Raw genomic sequence first — 19,513 nt, forward strand, 5'->3', positions numbered from 1 at the left:
CCCCCAATCGGTTGAATGGCGAGAGTCAGAAGACGGCGAGCTCGGCGCCGGCTCGGGCGCCGTGCGTCGCACGGGTTTCGCGGTTCAGCGCCGCGACGTCGACGATCAGCGCGACGCTGCCGTCGCCGAGGATGGTCGCCGCCGAGATGCCATGCACCTTGCGGTAGTTGGTTTCGAGGTTCTTCACGACCACCTGCTGCTGGCCGACCAGTTCGTCGATCAGCATCGCGAAGCGGCGCCCCTCGGTTTCCATGATCGTGACGATCCCCTGCGTCGGGTCGGTGCGCGCGTCCTCGACCGAGAACACCTCGTGCAGCGCGACCAGCGGCAGGTATTCGCCGCGCACGCGCACCACGCGCTCGCCGTTGCCGACCGTGTAGATGTCGTCGTTCGACGGCTGCAGCGACTCCATCACGAAGTTCAGCGGCAGGATGAAGATCTCGCTGCCCACCTTGACCGACATCCCGTCGAGGATCGCCAGCGTGAGCGGCAGCACGATCCGCGTGGTCGTGCCGCGGCCGGCCTGCGACGAGATTTCGACATGACCGCCCATCGACTGGATGTTGCGCTTCACGACGTCCATCCCGACGCCGCGGCCCGACACGTCGGTCACCGTCTCGGCGGTCGAGAAGCCCGGCGCGAAGATCAGCTGCCAGACTTCGTCGTCGCTGATGTTCTCGGAGATCTGCATGCCCTGCTTCGCGGCCTTCGCGAGGATTCGCTCGCGGTTCAGGCCCGCGCCGTCGTCGCTCACCTCGATCACGATGTTGCCGCCGTGATGCGCGGCCGACAGCACGAGCTGGCCGACCGCGTCCTTGCCGGCGGCGACGCGCTTGTCGACGGTTTCGATGCCGTGGTCGAGGCTGTTGCGCACCAGGTGCGTGAGCGGATCGATGATCCGTTCAATCAGGCTCTTGTCGAGCTCGGTCGCCTGGCCGAACGTGACCAGTTCGACCTGCTTGCCGAGCTTGCCGGCGAGATCGCGCACGAGCCGCGGGAAGCGGCTGAACACGTAGTCCATCGGCATCATGCGGATCGACATCACCGCTTCCTGCAGGTCGCGCGCGTTGCGCTCGAGCTGCGCCATCCCGTTGAACAGGCGGTCGTGCAGCGCCGGATCGAATGCGGTCGCCGTCTCGGCCAGCATCGCCTGCGTGATCACCAGTTCGCCGACCAGGTTGATCAGCTGGTCGACCTTCTCGACGCCGACGCGGATCGAGCTGCCTTCGGCGCCTGCCGCGGCCGCGGCGGCCGGGCGCGCACGCTTGTCGTCATGATGCGCGGCGGCGGCCGGCGTCGCGTGTTCGGCCGGCGTCGCGTGTTCGGCCGGCTGCGCTTGCGCGGGTTGCGGCGATGGCGACGGCGGCTGCGCGGCGGCGGCGGCCGGCTCGGCCGGGGCCGCCGCGGCGGCAGCCGGTTGCGGGGCAGCGGCCTGCGGCGCGAACACCTCGACGCGCGCGGGCTGCGCGGCGGCGGGCGGTTCGGCCGCATCAGCGGCCACGGCCGCGGCGTCCTGCGCGGCCGGCGCCGTGCCGTGCGCGACGCGGATCTGGCTTTCGTCGATCACGAAGCAGCACACCGCGACGATGTCGTCGGACGGCACGTCCGATTCGACCCACAGCGACAGGTCGGCGCCCGCTTCCTCGCGGCCGACGATCCGGCCGAGGTTGCCGAGTTCCTCGGTGAGCAGTTCGCGATCCTTCGCGTCGACGCCGACCAGCGTGATCTTCAGGTGCGGGCCGCCGGCATCGGCGTCGGCCGCCGGATGCGCGGCCGCGACGGCCTGTTCGACCACATGGTCGGGTGCGCGATCGCCGCTTGCGGCGGGCTCGACGGCCGGTGCGACAGCGACGACCGGTGCAACCGGCGCGGCCGGCGCAGGCTCGGCGGCCGCAGCAGGCGCACCCGCGCCGCTTTCGGCCTTCAGCCGTTCGAGCTTCGCGCAGATCGTCGCGGCGGCGGCCGCGTCCGGTTCGGCGCTCGCGCGGTAATCGACGAGCTGGTCGGACAACACGTCCTTGGTCTCCAGGAACGCGTCGATCATTTCCTTGGTCAGCGTCAGCTCATGGTTGCGCGCGCGGTCGAGCAGCGATTCGAGGATGTGCGTCGTATCGGTCAGCGCGGAAAAGCCGAACGTCGCCGCGCCGCCCTTGATCGAATGCGCGGCGCGGAAGATCGCCGCCAGATCCTCGGGATCGGGCGCATCGACGTCGAGGTTCAGCAGCAGCTGCTCCATCTGCGCGAGCAGCTCGTCCGCTTCGTCGAAAAAGGTCTGGTAGAACTGAGTGATGTCGAGAGTCATGCCCGGTCACCGGTTGAATTCGTCGCGTTCATGTCAGGAGGCAGCCGGCTCGGACAGCGTCGCGACCAGCTCGACGAGCACGCTCGGGTCGATCGGCTTTTCGATCCAGCCGGTCGCACCCGCGTCGCGTGCGGCGTCCTTGAAGGCATCGCTGCCCTCGGTCGTCAGGACGAGGATCGGCGTGTCCGCGTACGCGGTCAGCTTGCGCAGCGCGGCGATCACCTCGAGCCCGCTCTTGCGCGGCATGTTCTGGTCGGTCAGGACCAGGTCGTACGGCGCCGTCGCCGCCATGTCGAAGCCGGCTTCGCCGTCCGGCGCCACCGTCACGTCGTAGCCGGCCTGCGCAAGCGTGGCCTGCAGCAGCGCACGCATGGTCGCGGAGTCGTCGATGGCGAGAATGGTTCGGATCATGTCTGTCTCGGAAACGTCAGGGTTTCGGCGCCACGGCGACGGCGCTCGCCACGACCGGACGCACCGCCGGCGTCGGGCCGCCGAGCTGCTGCGCGAGCAGCTTCGAGCCGGCCGCGTCGGCGGACAGCGTCGTCGTCGTCGCGTCGTCGCGCATCAGCGCTTCTTCGGATTTGCGATTCAGCACGATCACGCTGATCCGGCGGTTTTCCGGATCGAGCGGATCGGCCTTGTTCAGGTTCTGCGTCGACGCGAGGCCCAGCACGCGCAGCACTTTCGCCTCGTCCATGCCGCCGGAGATCAGCTCGCGGCGCGACGCGTTCGCGCGGTCGGCCGACAGCTCCCAGTTGCTGTAGCCGCCCTCGCCGCCCGCGTACGGCACGGCGTCGGTATGGCCCTGGACGATGATCCGGTTCGGCACGTCGTTCAGCGTCTTGCCGATCTCGCGCAGGATGTCGCGCATGTACGGCTCGACGTGGTCGCTCGACATCGCGAACATCGGCCGCTTCTGGGAATCGACGATCTCGATGCGCAGCCCCATCAGCGTCGAATCGATGCGGATCTGCTGCTTGAACTGGCGCAGCGTCGGATTGGCCTCGATCGCCGCCATCAGCTTGATCTGCAGGTCGTGCAGGCGCGTCTGCTCGAGCCGGTCCTGCGCGCCCTGCGCCTGCGACCGGGAATTGTCGTCGCCCGCCTTCGCGAGGCGCTCGGCGAGCGACGTCGTGCCGTCGGTGCGGCGCAGCGTGCCGGCATCGACGCTCGACAGGTCGCGGCCGCCGCCGTTGATGATGCTGGAATCCTGCGAGCTGCGGTCGCCGCTGCCGAGAATCGCGGCCTTCAGCGGCATGTTGAAGTATTCGGCGATCCCCTTCAGCTGCACCGGAGTGACCGAGCTCAGCAGCCACATCAGCAGGAAGAACGCCATCATCGCGGTCATGAAGTCCGCGTACGCGAGCTTCCATGCGCCGCCGTGGTGGCCCTTCTTCGCCGGGGCCACCCGCTTGACGACGATCGCGCGATCCTTGCTCTTGCTCATCGGTCGCTCCGCGTCACTTCGCCTTCACGCGGCGAACATGTTCTTCGAGCTCGGAGAACGACGGACGCTCGGTCGAGAACAGCACCTTGCGGCCGAACTCCACCGCGATCGCCGGCGCATAGCCGTTCAGCGTCGCGAGAATCGTCACCTTGATGCACTGGAACATCTTGGTCGACTCGGCGACGCGCTGCTCCGCGAGGCTCGCGAGCGGCCCGATCAGCCCGTACGACAGCAGGATCCCGAGGAACGTGCCGACCAGCGCCTGCGCGATCATCGCGCCGAGCACCGCGGGCGGCTTGTCGGCCGAGGCCATCGTGTGCACGACGCCCATCACGGCCGCGACGATGCCGAACGCCGGCATCGCATCGCCGACGCGCATCAGTGCATGCGCCGGGCCTTCGCCTTCCGTGTGGTGCGTCTCGATCTCCTCGTCCATCAGGCTTTCGATCTCGAACGCGTTCATGTTGCCGCCCACCATCAGGCGCAGGTAGTCGGTCAGGAATTCGACGATGTGGCGATCGGCGAGGATCTTCGGGTATTGCGTGAAGATCGGGCTCTTTTCGGGATCGTCGATGTCGGCCTCGAGCGTCAGCGTGCCTTCCTTGCGTGCCTTCGCGAGCAGCACGTAAAGCAGCGCCATCAGCTCCATATAGACGTCCTTCGTGTATTTCGAGCCCTTGAAGAGCGTCGGCAGCACGCGCAGCGTGGCCTTGATGGTCTTGCCGCCGTTGCCGAGGATGAACGCGCCGACGCCGGCGCCCACGATCATCAGGATCTCGACGGGCTGGATCAAGGCGCCCAGATGCCCGCCTGCCAGCGCATAACCGCCGAAGACGGACAACAGCGTCACGAGTGTTCCCACGATAATCAGCACTGCCTGTCCCTCACGAAAGACCGGCGGGGAGACCGCCGTTAAACAGGTTTACGGCAGTCGGCAGGAAAACTTTCGAGGCCGCCAGGCGGCAGCCCGACGGTGTTTACCAGCAATACGCGGACGATTCGCGCGGCCCGCGGGCGCCACTCGCGCCCCGTCCGGCCTTGCCCGGCCCGGCGCTCAGGCCACGGCGGCGGCCAGTTCGGCGCGCGCGGCGGCGGCCTTGCGGGTCTTGCCGGCGCGTGACGGCGGCTGGCACAGGCCACACACGAAACCTTGATGCGGATCATGCGCATGCGCGACGAAGTGGCCGCCGCAGCGTGTGCACGGGGTCATCTGCAGCATCCCCGAATCGAAGAAGCGCACCAGCGTCCATGCCCGCGTGAGGCTCAGCGCGGCCTCGTCGCCGGACAGGTTCACGTGCTCCAGATAGAGCCGGTACGCCTTCACGATCGACTGGATCGGCTCGCAGCGGCCGTGGTCCTGCATGAACCGGTAGATGTTGTAGAACAGCGACGAGTGGATGTTCGGCTGCCACGTCATGAACCAGTCGGTCGAGAACGGCAGCATCCCCTTCGGCGGCGACACGCCCTTCAGTTCCTTGTACAGCTTGATCAGACGGTCCCGCGACAGGCTCGTCTCCGCCTCCAGCAGCTGCAGCCGGGCGCCCAGTTCGATCAGTTCGATGGCGAGGGTGATTTCCTTCACCTCGATCACGACGCTTTTGCTTGCCATGGTGATAACCGTCCGCTTGACGTTGTGCGAATGAATGGCCAACACGCTGCCGGCCGGCGCGGCGCGCCGGGACAAACGCAAGGCGGGATGGATCAGCGGACGCCTTCGACCTGCTGCCCGGCCATCAGGATGGCCGAGTGGGCGTGCGCGACGACATCGCTGCGGCCCTTGTCGGCGAGCGACGACAGCAGCGCGTGATCATCGAAGCGGAAACGGCACAGCATCTGGTTCGACGCGGCCAGCTTCACGGTCTGGGCGAGCGTGAGGTTGGCGAGCACGTCGGCGAGTTCCTGGGAAATGCCCATGCGGAACATGCCCATCGCCTTGTCTTCCCGCAGCAGTCGCTGCGCGAGGAGGAGGTACGACAGGTTGACCTCTTTGATCTCACTGAGCATTTCGCTGGTAGCGCTCATGATTCCCCCGTTAAAAAGCTTTGCTTTGGCCAATCATGTTATGAAAACGTTTGCTCGATCAGCGCGCACCGGGCGCTCAGTCGGCTCGTTTATAGTCTTACAGGGCGAATTTTGGCCAAACGGGATTTATGTCGGTATCAGCGAAGTGGCGTATGCCGTGCAGGATTTGTCTGTAAACCGTGTAGGAATTTTTCCGACAAGGCGAATTGAAAGGAATCGGAAAAACGGGTTGCAACGCGAATTCGGTTGCGAAGGGCCCCGATGGCCGCCACGCCAGAGGTGGAAGGCTTGCCGGCAAGGCTGCCGACAATCGGATCGGTAAAAATTATAGTGCTTTTTCACGATAGCGCAACAATAGTTATGGCTGTCGCGATTCATGATTCCGCGCCCTTTTTCTCGGGGTTTTCGCGTATTTCATCGTGTAACAAGCCTTAAGTGTTTGAAAAAACACTCGAACCCCTCAGGGCGATATCGATAATGGACTCCAATGGGCGGCGGCGCGAGCCGTGCCGGCCCGCCCCGCAGCTTGCCGTCCGGCGCTCCGCGCACCCGCCCAGGGCCCGGCCACGTACCGCCAACCGCGTGCGTCGGCAAGTTCCGCAACCTTGTACGGGATCCGCCTCGGCGCCATCGCGCCCCGGATCGACACAGGAGAACATCCATGCGAATTGCCCAGATCGCGCCGCTTTACGAAGCCGTCCCGCCGAAACTCTACGGCGGCACCGAGCGTGTCGTGTCCTACCTCACCGAGGCGCTCGTCGAACTCGGCCATGACGTGACGCTGTTCGCCAGCGGCGACTCCGTCACGTCGGCCCGTCTCGAGGCGGCGTGGCCGCGCGCGCTGCGGCTCGACCCGTCGGTCCGCGATTCGATGGCGCCCCATATGCGGCTCCTCGAGCAGGTCGCCCGGGTCGCGCACGAATTCGACGTGCTGCACTTCCACCTCGACTACCTGCCGTTCCCGCTGATGTCGCGCCTCGACACGCCGTACGTGACGACGCTGCACGGCCGCCTCGACCTGCCGGAACTGCAGCCGGTGTTCGACGCGTTCCCGGATTCGCCGGTCGTGTCGATCTCGAACAACCAGCGCAAGCCGCTGCCACAGGCCGCGTGGGCCGGCACCGTGTACCACGGGCTGCCCGACACGCTGCTCACGCCGCAGCCCGACGTGAAGCCCGAATACCTCGCGTTCCTCGGCCGGATCTGTCCCGAAAAGCGTGTCGACACCGCGATCCGCATCGCCGCGCAAAGCGGGCTGCCGCTGAAGATCGCGGCGAAGGTCGACAAGGCCGACGCCGACTACTTCAAGGAAGTGATCGAACCGCTGCTCGGCCAGGCGCACGTCGAATTCATCGGCGAGATCAACGAAGCGCAAAAGCCGGCGTTCCTGTCCGGCGCGAAGGCGCTGCTGTTCCCGATCGACTGGCCGGAGCCGTTCGGCCTGGTGATGATCGAGGCGATGGCCTGCGGCACGCCGGTCGTCGCGTTCAACCGCGGCTCCGTGCCGGAAGTGATCGAGGACGGCGTGACCGGCTTCATCGTCGAGGACGTGCAGGGCGCGGTCGGCGCGCTGCACCGGATCGACAGCCTGTCGCGCACCGCGATCCGCGAGCGTTTCGACACGCGTTTCAGCTCGAAGGCAATGGCGCAGCGTTACGTCGAAACGTACGAATCGCTTTGCGCGGCAACCCGGCAACCGGCATTGCGCCGGGTCGCGGGCGCCTGACGCGGAAATCCGCGCTGAAATAGGCCGTAAATCCGCGCCGAAATCGGCGCGCAAAACGCGCAAAACAAAAGAGCCGCATCGTCGATGCGGCTCTTTCCATTTGGCCTTCGGTCACTCGATCAGGAAACGATCGCGGTTTTTGCCGACGATCCAATTCGGCGGCTTGCCGCGCCCACTCCAGGTTGCACCCGACTTCGGATCGCGGTATTTAGGCGGCAATGGCGCCTTCTTCGGCGGACGCCCGCGCCGCGCCCGTTCCGCGAAGCCCAGGTCCTGGGCCGTCAGGCCATATTCGGCAATCATTCGCTGGACATCGGCGATCACCGCTGCCACTTCCTGGCGGCGCACGTCGTCCGCCTGGGCCTGCAGATCGGCGATCTGCGCCTTGAGTTTCGCGTATTGAGACATTTTTCGACTCCCCTTTTCGATGATGCGGCCCCGGCGAATCCGGCCGGGGCACCAACGTCCGTTACGTCATCCGCACTGCCGCCCTGCCCTTCGAAATTAATGCTGCCATCTTTAACCGAATCGTCTATATCGAGAATGCGGACTTATTCTAATAAAAGGCATTCGTCAGCCATTCAAATTTAACAATCGTTTACCCTCCCGAGCCCGATTCATTTCCTATAATCCAGACCAATTCCGGAAGACGAAATAAATTCGTTGCGTCGGCCGGAGTCTTCAACCCACTTGGACGAGGTCCTTACATGAATCTTTCTCAGCGTCTCGCTGCAGAGGTATTCGGCACGTTCTGGCTGGTGCTCGGCGGGTGCGGAAGCGCCGTGCTGGCGGCCGCCTTTCCGGGCCTCGGCATCGGCTTTGCCGGCGTCGCACTCGCCTTCGGCCTGACCGTGCTGACGATGGCATTCGCAATCGGCCACATCTCGGGTTGCCACCTGAATCCGGCGGTGAGCGTCGGCCTGACGGTCGCCGGCCGCTTCCCGGCGCGCGATCTCGCGCCGTACATCGTCGCGCAAGTCGTCGGCGCCACGCTCGGCGCCTTCGTGCTGTACCTGATCGCAACCGGCAAGCCGGGTTTCGACGTCGTCGGCAGCGGCTTTGCGACGAACGGCTTCGGCGATCGCTCGCCCGGCCACTATTCGCTCACCGCGTCGTTCATCTCCGAAGTCGTGATGACGGGCTTCTTCCTGTTCGTGATCCTCGGCGCGACCGACAAGCGCGGCGTGCCGGCCGGCTTCGCGCCGATCGCGATCGGGCTGTGCCTGACGCTGATTCACCTGATCTCGATTCCGGTCACCAACACGTCGGTGAACCCCGCACGCTCGACCGGCCCGGCGCTGTTCGTGGGCGGCGACGCGATCGGCCAGCTGTGGTTGTTCTGGGTCGCGCCGCTGATCGGCGCGGTACTCGCGGGGATCATCTACCCGCTGGTCGCCGGGCGTGACGACGCCGTCGACCTGCTGCCGGCATCCGCTCGCACAAGCGAATAAAACACTACGGGGTCAAGCGAGCAGAGCAGCGAGCCTCACGCTGTCGAAGAACATCGAGGCAGGTAATTTCGACGGGCGCCCCTGGCGCCCGTTTTTCATTTCCGCGCGGGAAACGCGCCCGGGGCGGACGCTCAGAACGCTCAGGACGCGACGACGTCGTCTTCCAGCGAGAACAGCGTGCGCAGATGGCGGGCGACGCCCGCGTCGAAGTTGTTGCCGATCCGCGGGATGTGCGGCAGCCGCGCGATCAGATCGGGGTTCGCGTTGTTCATCATGAACGCATGACCGGCGGTTTCGAGCAGATCGATGTCGTTCATGTTGTCGCCGAACGCGATGCAGTGGCCGGCATCGACGCCGAGCCGCGCGAGCACCGCGCGCAGCGCGCGCCCCTTCGACACGTTCGCGGTCATCACTTCGAGGCAGTCGGGCAGCGAGTACGTGACGTACAACGCGTCGCCGAACTGCACGCGCATCTGCTCCGCGACGACCGCCAGATCGGCCGGTTCGCCGATATACAGCACCTTCGCGATATCCGCGCCGTCGTGCGCGGCCATGTCGATCACGTCGTACCGGAAGCCCGAATCCTGATGGAATTCGAGCAGGTGCGGTGCGTCGCGGTCGATCAGCCAGCCGTCGTTGGTGAACAGGTTGACGATCACACGGCCGTGCGCGCCGACGACTGCCGGCTGCACGAGACTGCGCACGATCGCTGCGTCGATGTCCTGCGCGTGGATCTTCGTGTCGTCCGGCGCATGCACGCGCGCACCGTTCGACGTGATCAGGTACGGCCGGATGCCGAGCACGTCGCGAATGCCGGCGACGTCCGCATAGTGGCGCCCCGTGGCGATCACGAACTGCACGCCGTCGCGGTCGAGCCGGCGAACGGTGTCGATCGTGTACGGGTCGAGCTGGTGGTCGCTGTTCAGCAGCGTACCGTCGAGATCGGTGGCGATGACTTTGTACATGGGGCGGGAGAGTGGCGCTCGGGGCACGGAGGAAGCGTCATTTTAACGTCGTGCCCGGTTGCGCGCCGGGCGGTTGCCGGGCGGTTGCCGCCCGCGATGCTGCTGCGGCATTCACCGTAGGCACCCCGCTCGGCTTGGCTTAGCCCGCCTCCGCCGCCCGCAACGCCTGGAGCGCGAGCCGCAGCGCACCATGCGCCGAATCGTCGAGCGGCGCGCGCAGCCGCGCGGCGTGCCGTGCCGGCACGGCCGGCGCGAGCGCGTCCGCCAGCCCGCCGCACAGCGCGACCGGCAACGCCTGCTGCGGATCGAGCGCGTCGATCATCTTGCCGATCTCGTCGCCAGCCTGCGCGATCAGCGCGCGCGCGACCGGATGGGTGCGGTGCGCGAACACGATCGGCGCGAGACGTGCATAGATCGTCTGGTTCGCGTCGCACGACCACTGGACGAGCGCATCGCGATCCTGCGCGCCCGTTTCCGCGAGCAGGGCCGTGGCGAACGCATCGCGCGGCACGCGGCCGTCGAGCGCCTGTTGCGCGTAGGCGAGCGCGCGCACGCCGAGCCACGCGCCGCTCGCCTCGTCGCCGGACGGGAAGCCGAAGCCGCCCGCGATCCGGCACGCGCCGGCCGCGTCGAGCGCCGCCGCGATGCTGCCGGTGCCGAGCGCGACGATGAGCCCAGGCGCGCCGCCATGCGCGCCGACGACGGTCGTGTATGCGTCGCTCTCGATCGCAAGCGCGCCGAGCGGCGCCTGCGCGCGGAATGCGGCGAGCCACGCCGCGTTGTTGACGCCTGCGAGCCCGCAGCCGAGCGCGCACTGCGACCAGTCGAACGCGAGACCGGCCTGCGTGAACGCGTCCGCGCACGCCGCGCCGATCGACGCCCATGCCCGCTCGATGCCGAGACCGAGCCCCGACGGGCCGCCGCGCCCCTGCGCGAGCTCGCGCCCGTGCCGGTCGGCCAGTACCGCGCGCGTGCCCGTGCCGCCGCCGTCGATGCCGATCGCAAAAAGTAATGCCGCCATGCCTTCATCCCGCTGATTCGAACAGGCGCCAAGCTTAACCGGATCGACGCCGTGCGCCCATCTGCCGTTCGGCCTGCTATCCCGCCAAAAGGGCTTCCGCTATGCTGGCGCGATCGAATCGACACTGAAAACGAGGCAGACGATGTCGCAGCGGTGCAACTGGGTGAAGACGGAAGCGGACGCTCACTATCACGATACCGAGTGGGGCGTGCCGTCGCACGACGATCGCCACCTGTTCGAAATGCTGATCCTGGAAGGCGCACAGGCCGGGCTGTCGTGGTCGACGATCCTGAACAAGCGCGCGGGCTATCGCGAAGCGTTCGCCGATTTCGACGTCGATGCGGTCGCGCGCTTCACGCCCAAGCGCATCGAGAAATTGCTGGAGAACCCGGGCATCGTGCGCAATCGCGCGAAGGTCGAATCGGCGGTGACCAACGCGCGCGCGGTGCAGCGCATCCGCGAGGAGCATGGGTCGCTCGCCGCGTTCCTGTGGTCGTTCGTCGGCGACACGCCGGTCCAGAATGCGTGGCAGTCATACCGCGACGCGCCCGCGTCGACCGAGCAGTCCGACGCGCTCAGCAAGGCGCTGAAGGCGTACGGCTGCAAGTTCGTCGGCTCGACGATCTGCTATGCGCTGATGCAGGCGACCGGCATGGTCAACGATCACGAAGCCGGCTGCCCGTGCCACGCGCAATGCGCGGCGCTCGGCGGCAAGCAGCCGGCCCGCCGGCGCAAGGCGGGCTGACGGCGCAGAGGCAAGCTCGGCGCCGGTGCCGCGCCGCCGACCTGCGGCGATAGCACCGTCCGCTTGGTGCTTGCCGTTTGCCGCCTGCCCCTTACCGCGCGGCGCGCGACGACGACGCCGGCACGACCGGCCGCGCGCTCCGCGCGGCCCGCCCGCGTGCGCTGCGCTTCTTCACCCAGATGCAGACGCCCGTTACGCTCAGCATCGCGATCGCGATGCCGAGCACGCTCACGGCGACACGTCCGGCGACACCGGCGATCCGCCCCGAGTGCAGTGGAAACTGCGCCTGCATGAACAGGTCGCCAGCCGAACCGCGGCCCGGCACCTGCGCCGCGACGGGTTTGCCGGTCACCGCATTCCAGTACAGCCACGCATTGCCGAGCCCGACATCGCCATGGTCGTTGCCCGGCGTGAAGAACCCGACCGCATAGGCGTTCATCGCCGGAGCGAACAGCAGCGCACCCGGCGGCGCGGTGATCCCCGCGTCGCGGCCGGCCGAGCGGGCGATCTCGACGATCCGCTCGCGCGGGAGCACCTGGCTGCCCGCCGGGGCCGGCGGGAAATGCTCGGGATTGGTGTACGGCGTCTCCGCGAGCGGCGACACCAGCGAGACCAACGGGCGCACGACGGGAACGGCAAGGTTCATCGAGATCGACGTGACCGCGACGACGAGCAGCAGCCCCCACACCCACACGCCCCCCGAGCGGTGCAGGTCGAACACGAGCGGATAGCCGCCGCGCCGCACACGGAACGCGAACGACTTGCGCCAGCTTTTCAGGTTCGGAAACGCGAGCACCAGCGCGATCAGGCTGTCGATCGCCCACACGATGCCGACGACGCCCATCACCCAGAACCCGAAGTTGATCCCGCCGTACACGGGCAGGAACAGCGAATAGTGCAGCCGGTAGACGAACGGCATCAGGTCGAGCCGCGCGAGCGACAGCGCGCCCCATTCGCGGCGGCCCTGCACCGCACCGGTGGCGGGATCGACGGCGATCTGGCTGAAACCGAGTGCGTACGGCTGGCCGGTCGCCGGATCGGTACGCGGCATCACGCCCGCCTGCAGCGTGTGCCCCGGTTCGACCGCGAGCGGCAGATAGGTGACCTGCACGCGCGGATCGGCCGCCTCGATGCGCGCCGCGAGTTCGAGCGGCGCGAGCGGCGCCGCGCCGCTGCGCGCGATATAGAAATCCGGGTTCAGCGCCGCGTCGAGCTCGTGGTCCCACGCAATCAATGCGCCGGTGAGCCCCGCGACGAACAGGAACAGCGCGATGGCGAGTCCGAACCAACGGTGCAGGCGGACGAGAAACGGTCGCAGGAACGCATTCATCGCGTGCGCAGCGAAAGGAAGGCGGGCCGGCACGAGCGGCGGCCCCGATTCGACGGGAGGCAGTTCATTCGATGTCGGGCGCCGCGCAACGGTCACCCGGCCAGATCAGGCAAGGCCGGATGCCCTTGTACGCGGCATGGAATTGTTGCGCGGTGGGCGGGTTTTGATACGATGCGCGACATTTTAACTCAATGCGAATGATTCTTAATCGCATTTTTGCTCGCTCGCCATGACCGTCAGCCTTGCCCGCCCTCCTGTCCGTCCACGCCGCGTGGCCGCCGCCCTCGCCTGCCTTGCCGCCTCGCTCGCGCATGCGGACGATTCATCCGGCGACGCCGCGGTCCTGCCTGCCCTGAACATCACGGCCGCGCACGATTCACCCCAACACTTGACCGACACGATCTCGACCGGTGCGCTCGGCATCCGCCGCCAGCTGGACACGCCGTTCTCGACGACGATCGTCACGTCGGAAGAACTCGAGGCGCGCCAGCCGTACAAGCTCGGCGACGTGTTCGCGAACGACGCGTCGGTGTCCGACAACAGCGGCGCGTACAGCGCGTGGGCCAGCTACATGACCGTGCGCGGCATGCAGCTCGACTGGCAGAACGGCTACAAGATCGACGGGCTGCCGTTCGTCACGTACGGCATCACGATGCCGTACGAGCAGCTCGAGCGCGTCGAACTGCTGAAGGGGCTCGGCGGCTTCCTGTATGGCTTCGTGACGCCCGGCGGCGTCGTCAACTACGTGACGAAGCAGCCGGGCGCCGAGCCGGTGCGCAGCGTCGATATCAGCTACCGCAGCACCAACGTATGGACCGAGCATGTCGATCTCGGCCAGCGCTTCGGGCCGAACGACATGTTCGGCGCGCGGCTGAATGCGACGCACGAGGAAGGCAAGACGTACAACGACGGCAACATCCGCCGGAACAGCGTGTCGCTCGCACTGCAGGCGAACCTGACGCGCGACCTCTCCGTGTCGTTCGGTGCGCTGTACCAGGATCGCCGCACGACCGGCCAGACGCCGTCGATCTTCACCGGCAGCTATCCGGGCGGCGCACTGCCCGCCACGATCAGCGGCGGGTCGACGAACCTGGGCGGCAAGGACCAGTACCTGAACACGAACCTGCAGCTCTATACGGCCGGGCTGCAATACCAGCTCGCGCCGGACTGGCAGCTCGACGTCGCGTACAGCTACAGCAAGGCCACTCGCCGTCGTAACGAAAGCACCCTGTACCTGCAGGACGCCCCAGGCAACTACACCGACAGCCGCTACGTCGGCATGGAGGATCACCGCTTCAGCCAATGGCGCGCGATGGTCGAGGGCAAGGTGCGCACGGGCCCCTTCAGCCACCAGATCGTGCTCGGCGCGTCGTGGCAGAAGCAGGCGAACGACTATTCGGCGAACAGCGTGTTCGTGCCGCTGGGCGCCGGCAACCTCTATGCGCCGAATCCATACCGCTACGAGAGTCCGCACGGCTTCATCCAGTACCGCACGAGCGAGATCGTGCAGAAATCGCTGTTCGCGAGCGACACCGTGCAGTTGACCGAGCGCTGGTCGGTGCTGGCCGGCGTGCGCTACATGAACTACGAACAGCGCGCGTTCCAGGCAAGCGGCGCCGAGGACCCCGGTTACCGCCAGAACGGCGTGGTGACGCCGACTTTCGCGGTGATGTTCAAGCTCGCGCCGACGACCACCGCGTACGCGAGCTACGCCGAGTCGCTCGAGCCCGGCAGCCGCGTGAACGACGTCTACGCGAACGCGGGCCAGGTGCTCAAGCCGCTGCGCAGCAAGCAGTACGAGCTGGGGATCAAGAGCGAGCACGCGCGCTGGAGTGCGACGGCCGCGCTGTTCCGCATCGAGCGCAGCGCCGAATACGCGAACGCCGCGAACGTCTACGTGCAGGATGGCGAATCGATCATTCAGGGGATCGAGGTCGGCGCGCGCGCGAAATTCGGCGCGCACTGGAACGCGGGCGTCGATGCGATGCTGCTCGACGCGTGGTACGCGAACGGGATCGGCAACAACGGCAACCGTGTCGCCGGCGCGCCGCGCTTCGTACTCGCGGGCGACCTCGGCTATGCGGTGCCGGGCGTGCCGGGGCTGACGCTCGGCGTCGACGCGAAATTCACCGGCGCGACGCCGCTGCGCGCGGCCGGCGGCCTCGACGCGCCGGGCTTTCTCGTCGTCAACGCCGGCGCGCGCTACCTGACGCGGGTCGGCCGCCACGACGTGACGCTGCGCGCATCGATCGACAACGTGCTGAACCGCCGTTACTGGGAATACCAGTACGCGGACTACGTGAAGCCGGGCGATCCGCGCACGGTGAGCCTGAGCGCGAAGATCGACTTCTGAACGCGGCGGCCGGCGGCTGCATACCGCAGGCCTCCGGCCGGCGCCGCCGCGCGGCCCGTCGGCCTCGGGATTTTCCCGGCCCGCAAAAGCAAAACGGCGGAGCGGCCTCTTTCGAGGCACACTCCGCCGTTTCGCGGCGAACCGTCAGACGCTCTTAGTGGAGCTTCTTCGGCAGCATCTGGCTGCGCAGGCGCTTGTGCAGGCGCTTGACGGCTGCTGCCTTCTTGCGCTTGCGGACTGCGGTCGGCTTTTCGTAAGACTGGCGCTCACGCAGTTCAGCGATCAGGCCATTTTTTTCGATAGCGCGACGAAAGCGGCGAATCGCCACTTCGAACGGCTCGTTTTCTTTCAGAAGAATCGTCGTCATGTCGTTCCTAAATTGCTTAAACGGTCAAAAACGTAGCGGCCAAGCGCCACGCACCGGCCATCCGAGCGTTCCCACAACAGGCGAAACGAGCGGAAATACGGCCTCGGAGGCCGGAAAAGAGAGGCGGAAAGCACCGCGAGTACGCTTCACAACCGCGTGCAGCGCCGCGTTTGACTGCCAGCAGACATGCCGAAACCGGCAAAGGCGTGACAGAAAATCTCAATTCAGCCCGCCATCATAGCAGGGAATCACAGACAAAACCACCCTTTTGTCGGTCGTGTGTGCACAGCGTCACGACTGAGTGGCGGAGCCGCATCGGGCCGGTTTCTGCCCCCGTTTAATCCGGCGTCGCGCTGGGGCGGTCCGAAATGACAAAGAAGGATAAAAAATCGGGCCGAATCTCCAAGTGCCCCTCAAGTTTTGTTTTGGTGCGCCGAAATCCTGCTCTGAGGCGGCCAGCAATGAACGAGTGCTTCCGCCGACGCCAAAACGGCTTTCCAGGGCTTTCGGCTTAAACAGGAGATTTTCCATGCTCGGAATTAACAGCAACATCAACTCGCTGGTTGCACAGCAGAACCTCAACGGCTCGCAGAACGCCCTGTCCCAGGCCATCACGCGCCTGTCGTCGGGCAAGCGCATCAACAGCGCAGCGGACGACGCAGCAGGCCTCGCGATCTCGACCCGGATGCAGACCCAGATCAACGGTCTGAACCAGGGCGTGTCGAACGCCAACGACGGCGTGTCGATGATCCAGACGGCTTCGAGCGCACTGTCGTCGCTGACGAACAGCCTGCAGCGTATCCGCCAGCTGGCCGTCCAGGCGTCGACGGGCACGATGTCCACGACCGACCAGGCAGCACTGCAGCAGGAAGTTTCGCAGCAGATCCAGGAAGTGAACCGTATCGCGTCGCAAACGACGTACAACGGTACGAACATTCTGAACGGCAACGCAGGCATCGTGTCGTTCCAGGTCGGCGCGAACGTCGGCCAGACGATTTCGCTGGACCTGAGCCAAAGCATGTCGGCGGCGCAGATCGGCGGCGGCGTCGTTCAGAGCGGCCAGACGGTCGGCACGGTCACGGGCCTGAGCCTCGACTCCGCCGGCAAATACACGTCGTCGGGTGCAGTGATCACGGCAGTCAACGTGACGTCGGACGGCAAGGGCGGCTTCACGTTCACCGACCAGAACGGCACGGCGATCACGGGCGCAACGGCATCGGCAATCTTTACGACGTCGACCGCTGCTGCATCCAACGGCACGACCGTCACGCAGATCGCGATCAGCTCGAGCGCAACCAGCAGCAGCATGTCGTCGGCATCGCTCACCGCGATTTCGAACGCAGTTGCCCAAATCAACGCCGTCAACAAGCCGGCAACCGTGTCGAACCTCGACATCAGCACCGTCAGCGGTGCGAACGTCGCGATGGTGTCGATCGACAACGCGCTGCAGACGGTGAACAACGTGCAGGCGGCACTCGGCGCGGCACAAAACCGCTTCACGGCAATCGCCACGTCGCAGCAGGCAGAATCGACCGACCTGTCGTCGGCACAGTCGCAGATCACCGACGCGAACTTCGCGCAGGAAACCGCGAACATGTCGAAGAACCAGGTGCTGCAGCAAGCAGGCATCTCGGTGCTCGCACAGGCGAACTCGCTGCCGCAGCAGGTCCTGAAGCTCCTGCAGTAATCGCGTAGCAACCCACGGCCGGGCCCCGCATAACGCGCGGCCCGGCCGCAGGCACTTGGCGCGCGGGGCGTTGCCCCGCCGTCAGGTCTTCACCCAGAATTCCACGGATCATCCGCCGCACGGAGCACTACGATGTCGACGATCAATCCCGCCGTCACCGCCGCCAACAACTCGGCCAACAGCGCGCTGCAGCAAGCTGCCCAATCGATCATCAGCGGTTCGACCGGCAACTCGTCGATGGACGTCAACTCGCTCGTGACGGCACTCGTCAATGCGAAAACCGCCGGTCAGGCCGCCGCGCTCAACGCGCAGCAAAGCAGCGACAACACCCAGATTTCCGCGTACGGCGCGCTGTCGGCCGCGCTGAGCGCACTGCAGGCCAGCCTCACGACGCTGTCGAACGGCTCGCTGCAGAACACCTTCACCGCGACCGCGAGCGGCACCGGCCTCACCGCGACCGCGGGCGCCGGCGCGGTGGCCGGCAGCTATTCGGTCGGCGTCACGCAGATCGCGACGTCGCAGTCGCTGTCGTCGGCCGCGTTCGGCGCGTCGACCGCGCTCGGCACCGGCACGATGACGCTGTCGCTCGGCAGCCAGTCGTTCTCGGTCGATGTGAACGGCACCAACAACACGCTGTCCGGCATCGCCGCCGCGATCAACTCCGCGACCGGGAACCCGGGCATCGTCGCGTCGGTCGTCAACGGCAGCGACGGCGCCCACCTCGTGCTCAGCTCGACGCCGACCGGCGCGGCGAGCACGATCGGCGTCGCGCTCAGCAACGTCGCCGGCGACAACGGCCTGTCCAGCCTCGGCGTCACGTCGACGGCCAGCACGACGGGCGGCCAGTCGACGATCACGTCCGCGAATAGCGGCGCAGCGTGGAAACAAAGCACCGCCGCGCAGGACGCCGCCTTCACGATCAACGGGATCGCCGGCACCAGCGCGAGCAACACCGTGACGAGCGCGATCACCGGCGTCACGCTGAACCTGACCAGCGCCGCCGTCAGCGCCACGCAGCCGCAAACGTTGACGGTCGCGACCGACACGAAATCCCAGGCCGCCGCGATCAACAACTTTGCGACGCTCTACAACACGCTCGTCACGACGATGGGCTCGCTGTCGAGCTTCACGTCCGGCGCGTCGTCGCAAGGCCCGCTGCTCGGCGACTCGACGCTGAACACGATCAAGAACGCACTCGCGTCGATCGTCGCGAGCGGCGTGACCAGCAACGGCTCGACGGTCAACCTCGCGTCGATCGGCGTCACGCTGCAGGCCGACGGCACGCTGAAGGTCGACAGCACGGCGCTCAACGGCGCGCTGCAGAACAATCCGACCGGTGTCGCGTCGCTGTTCAACTCGACCAACGGGATCGGCGAGCAGTTGACGACGAACATCACGAACTACACGAAGACGAACGGACTGATCGCCGCGCGTACTACCGCGCTCAGCAACGATCTGAAGAACGTCGCCCAGCAGCAGACGACGCTGTCGAACTACGCAGCCCAGCTCACGAGCCAGTACCAGGCGCAGTTCACCGCGCTCAACACGCTGATGGCGACGATGAACAGCAACTCGCAATACTTGACCCAGCTGTTCGGCGGCGCGAACAGCGGCGGCGCGCTGGCGAACAACAAGAGCTGACCGCTAGCCGGACAGGAGAGCCCAGATGGAACAGACCGAACTGATTGCGCAGATCGACGCGTTCACCGATGCGATCGAACACGCGGCCGCGATGGCCGACTGGATCGAGGCCGTGCGCCTCGTCGATGCGCGCGGGTCGCTCGTCGCGCTGCTCTCCACCGACCAGCCGCCCGTCGGCATCGCCGCGATCCGCCGCATGCAGGCCAGCAACGACCGGATCTTCGCCGACGCGCAACGCGCGCAGCAGGAGCTGACCGACGAATACCAGGCGGCAATGAGCCGCGTGCAGGCCGTCGGCCAGTACCAGAGCATCGCGAACCGTTAAGACCCGCCGCGCGGCGTGCTCGATACGCACGCGCCGCCAATCCGACAACAAGAACTACACGCTGATGTGAGGGCGTGCTCGTTCGCCTCCCCGCCCGCCTCGTGCGGGCGTTTTTTTGGGCGTCGCCAGCC

General features: G+C 66.6%; 18 protein-coding genes. 7 read left to right on the forward strand and 11 right to left on the reverse strand.

What is annotated here, in order from left to right; all coding sequences use genetic code 11:
* Positions 1 to 25: 25 nt before the first annotated feature.
* From cheA to flhD, 6 genes are all read right to left on the reverse strand, one after another.
* A complete protein-coding gene (cheA, locus tag HWX07_RS34850; RefSeq protein ID WP_175879292.1) occupies positions 26 to 2,302 on the reverse strand; it encodes a chemotaxis protein CheA in 2,277 nt (758 codons plus the stop codon).
* Between the two features lie 33 nt (positions 2,303 to 2,335).
* Entirely contained in the window at positions 2,336 to 2,713 is a 378-nt protein-coding gene (locus HWX07_RS34855) for a response regulator (protein WP_175879293.1), read from the reverse strand.
* Positions 2,714 to 2,729: 16 nt separating this feature from the next.
* A complete protein-coding gene (motB, locus tag HWX07_RS34860) occupies positions 2,730 to 3,749 on the reverse strand; it encodes a flagellar motor protein MotB (protein ID WP_006477351.1) in 1,020 nt (339 codons plus the stop codon).
* A 13-nt stretch (positions 3,750 to 3,762) separates the two neighbouring features.
* Positions 3,763 to 4,623, reverse strand: a complete 861-nt coding sequence (motA, locus tag HWX07_RS34865; protein ID WP_006477350.1) for a flagellar motor stator protein MotA — start codon at positions 4,621 to 4,623, stop codon at positions 3,763 to 3,765.
* A gap of 180 nt (positions 4,624 to 4,803) precedes the next feature.
* Positions 4,804 to 5,358 carry a flagellar transcriptional regulator FlhC gene (gene flhC / locus HWX07_RS34870; protein WP_006493184.1) on the reverse strand — a complete coding sequence of 185 codons (555 nt, stop codon included), beginning with the start codon at positions 5,356 to 5,358 and terminating at the stop codon, positions 4,804 to 4,806.
* Positions 5,359 to 5,450: 92 nt separating this feature from the next.
* Complete coding sequence (gene flhD / locus HWX07_RS34875; RefSeq protein WP_011350590.1) at positions 5,451 to 5,771, reverse strand: flagellar transcriptional regulator FlhD; 321 nt, start codon at positions 5,769 to 5,771, stop codon at positions 5,451 to 5,453.
* Between the two features lie 661 nt (positions 5,772 to 6,432).
* Here flhD and HWX07_RS34880 point away from each other — a divergent pair.
* Complete coding sequence (locus HWX07_RS34880; protein ID WP_034174312.1) at positions 6,433 to 7,497, forward strand: glycosyltransferase family 4 protein; 1,065 nt, start codon at positions 6,433 to 6,435, stop codon at positions 7,495 to 7,497.
* A 111-nt stretch (positions 7,498 to 7,608) separates the two neighbouring features.
* Here HWX07_RS34880 and HWX07_RS34885 read toward each other — a convergent pair whose 3' ends face one another.
* Positions 7,609 to 7,905: an H-NS histone family protein gene (locus HWX07_RS34885; protein WP_006489320.1), complete on the reverse strand. Its 297-nt coding sequence runs from the start codon at positions 7,903 to 7,905 to the stop codon at positions 7,609 to 7,611.
* Positions 7,906 to 8,204: 299 nt separating this feature from the next.
* On the opposite strand from HWX07_RS34885, the gene aqpZ reads away from it, so the two are divergent.
* Positions 8,205 to 8,948: an aquaporin Z gene (gene aqpZ / locus HWX07_RS34890; RefSeq protein WP_175879294.1), complete on the forward strand. Its 744-nt coding sequence runs from the start codon at positions 8,205 to 8,207 to the stop codon at positions 8,946 to 8,948.
* Between the two features lie 140 nt (positions 8,949 to 9,088).
* On the opposite strand, the gene HWX07_RS34895 is transcribed toward aqpZ, so the two are convergent.
* Complete coding sequence (locus HWX07_RS34895) at positions 9,089 to 9,913, reverse strand: Cof-type HAD-IIB family hydrolase (protein WP_034174310.1); 825 nt, start codon at positions 9,911 to 9,913, stop codon at positions 9,089 to 9,091.
* A 139-nt stretch (positions 9,914 to 10,052) separates the two neighbouring features.
* Positions 10,053 to 10,934 (reverse strand): BadF/BadG/BcrA/BcrD ATPase family protein, encoded by an 882-nt coding sequence (locus HWX07_RS34900; protein ID WP_175879295.1) that lies wholly within the window; start codon positions 10,932 to 10,934, stop codon positions 10,053 to 10,055.
* A gap of 142 nt (positions 10,935 to 11,076) precedes the next feature.
* Here HWX07_RS34900 and HWX07_RS34905 point away from each other — a divergent pair, with 142 nt between their 5' ends.
* Positions 11,077 to 11,679 (forward strand): DNA-3-methyladenine glycosylase I, encoded by a 603-nt coding sequence (locus HWX07_RS34905; protein ID WP_006477342.1) that lies wholly within the window; start codon positions 11,077 to 11,079, stop codon positions 11,677 to 11,679.
* A 91-nt stretch (positions 11,680 to 11,770) separates the two neighbouring features.
* Here HWX07_RS34905 and HWX07_RS34910 read toward each other — a convergent pair whose 3' ends face one another.
* Entirely contained in the window at positions 11,771 to 13,009 is a 1,239-nt protein-coding gene (locus tag HWX07_RS34910) for a PepSY-associated TM helix domain-containing protein (RefSeq protein ID WP_175879296.1), read from the reverse strand.
* A 229-nt stretch (positions 13,010 to 13,238) separates the two neighbouring features.
* On the opposite strand from HWX07_RS34910, the gene HWX07_RS34915 reads away from it, so the two are divergent.
* Positions 13,239 to 15,362 (forward strand): TonB-dependent receptor, encoded by a 2,124-nt coding sequence (locus HWX07_RS34915; RefSeq protein ID WP_175879297.1) that lies wholly within the window; start codon positions 13,239 to 13,241, stop codon positions 15,360 to 15,362.
* Between the two features lie 154 nt (positions 15,363 to 15,516).
* Here HWX07_RS34915 and rpsU read toward each other — a convergent pair whose 3' ends face one another.
* Positions 15,517 to 15,729, reverse strand: coding sequence for a 30S ribosomal protein S21 (rpsU, locus tag HWX07_RS34920; RefSeq protein ID WP_006401410.1), 213 nt, complete (start codon positions 15,727 to 15,729; stop codon positions 15,517 to 15,519).
* Positions 15,730 to 16,258: 529 nt separating this feature from the next.
* Between rpsU and HWX07_RS34925 the strand changes: the two genes are divergently transcribed.
* The 3 genes from HWX07_RS34925 (at position 16,259) to HWX07_RS34935 (ending at position 19,382) form a co-directional block, all read left to right on the forward strand.
* The gene (locus HWX07_RS34925; RefSeq protein ID WP_078040585.1) at positions 16,259 to 17,416 is read left to right on the forward strand and encodes a flagellin; all 1,158 of its coding nucleotides are present in this window, start codon (positions 16,259 to 16,261) and stop codon (positions 17,414 to 17,416) included.
* A gap of 132 nt (positions 17,417 to 17,548) precedes the next feature.
* Positions 17,549 to 19,057 (forward strand): flagellar filament capping protein FliD, encoded by a 1,509-nt coding sequence (gene fliD / locus HWX07_RS34930; RefSeq protein ID WP_175879298.1) that lies wholly within the window; start codon positions 17,549 to 17,551, stop codon positions 19,055 to 19,057.
* Between the two features lie 25 nt (positions 19,058 to 19,082).
* Entirely contained in the window at positions 19,083 to 19,382 is a 300-nt protein-coding gene (locus HWX07_RS34935; RefSeq protein ID WP_034174307.1) for a flagellar protein FliT, read from the forward strand.
* The last annotated feature ends 131 nt before the right edge of the window (positions 19,383 to 19,513 follow it).

The sequence above is a fragment of the Burkholderia sp. BCC0097 genome (assembly GCF_902832985.1).
In the GTDB taxonomy this organism is placed as follows: Bacteria; Pseudomonadota; Gammaproteobacteria; order Burkholderiales; family Burkholderiaceae; genus Burkholderia; species Burkholderia orbicola.

What these genes read in the sequence shown, in the direction of transcription:
- HWX07_RS34880 (WP_034174312.1), top strand. Translation starts at nt 6,433, where the DNA reads ATGCGAATTGCCCAGATCGCGCCGCTTTACGAAGCCGTCCCGCCGAAA.
- flhC (WP_006493184.1), bottom strand. Translation starts at nt 5,358, where the DNA reads ATGGCAAGCAAAAGCGTCGTGATCGAGGTGAAGGAAATCACCCTCGCC.
- HWX07_RS34905 (WP_006477342.1), top strand. Translation starts at nt 11,077, where the DNA reads ATGTCGCAGCGGTGCAACTGGGTGAAGACGGAAGCGGACGCTCACTAT.
- HWX07_RS34910 (WP_175879296.1), bottom strand. Translation starts at nt 13,009, where the DNA reads ATGAATGCGTTCCTGCGACCGTTTCTCGTCCGCCTGCACCGTTGGTTC.
- HWX07_RS34925 (WP_078040585.1), top strand. Translation starts at nt 16,259, where the DNA reads ATGCTCGGAATTAACAGCAACATCAACTCGCTGGTTGCACAGCAGAAC.
- HWX07_RS34915 (WP_175879297.1), top strand. Translation starts at nt 13,239, where the DNA reads ATGACCGTCAGCCTTGCCCGCCCTCCTGTCCGTCCACGCCGCGTGGCC.
- HWX07_RS34895 (WP_034174310.1), bottom strand. Translation starts at nt 9,913, where the DNA reads ATGTACAAAGTCATCGCCACCGATCTCGACGGTACGCTGCTGAACAGC.
- fliD (WP_175879298.1), top strand. Translation starts at nt 17,549, where the DNA reads ATGTCGACGATCAATCCCGCCGTCACCGCCGCCAACAACTCGGCCAAC.
- aqpZ (WP_175879294.1), top strand. Translation starts at nt 8,205, where the DNA reads ATGAATCTTTCTCAGCGTCTCGCTGCAGAGGTATTCGGCACGTTCTGG.
- flhD (WP_011350590.1), bottom strand. Translation starts at nt 5,771, where the DNA reads ATGAGCGCTACCAGCGAAATGCTCAGTGAGATCAAAGAGGTCAACCTG.
- HWX07_RS34885 (WP_006489320.1), bottom strand. Translation starts at nt 7,905, where the DNA reads ATGTCTCAATACGCGAAACTCAAGGCGCAGATCGCCGATCTGCAGGCC.
- HWX07_RS34935 (WP_034174307.1), top strand. Translation starts at nt 19,083, where the DNA reads ATGGAACAGACCGAACTGATTGCGCAGATCGACGCGTTCACCGATGCG.
- rpsU (WP_006401410.1), bottom strand. Translation starts at nt 15,729, where the DNA reads ATGACGACGATTCTTCTGAAAGAAAACGAGCCGTTCGAAGTGGCGATT.
- cheA (WP_175879292.1), bottom strand. Translation starts at nt 2,302, where the DNA reads ATGACTCTCGACATCACTCAGTTCTACCAGACCTTTTTCGACGAAGCG.
- HWX07_RS34855 (WP_175879293.1), bottom strand. Translation starts at nt 2,713, where the DNA reads ATGATCCGAACCATTCTCGCCATCGACGACTCCGCGACCATGCGTGCG.
- HWX07_RS34900 (WP_175879295.1), bottom strand. Translation starts at nt 10,934, where the DNA reads ATGGCGGCATTACTTTTTGCGATCGGCATCGACGGCGGCGGCACGGGC.
- motB (WP_006477351.1), bottom strand. Translation starts at nt 3,749, where the DNA reads ATGAGCAAGAGCAAGGATCGCGCGATCGTCGTCAAGCGGGTGGCCCCG.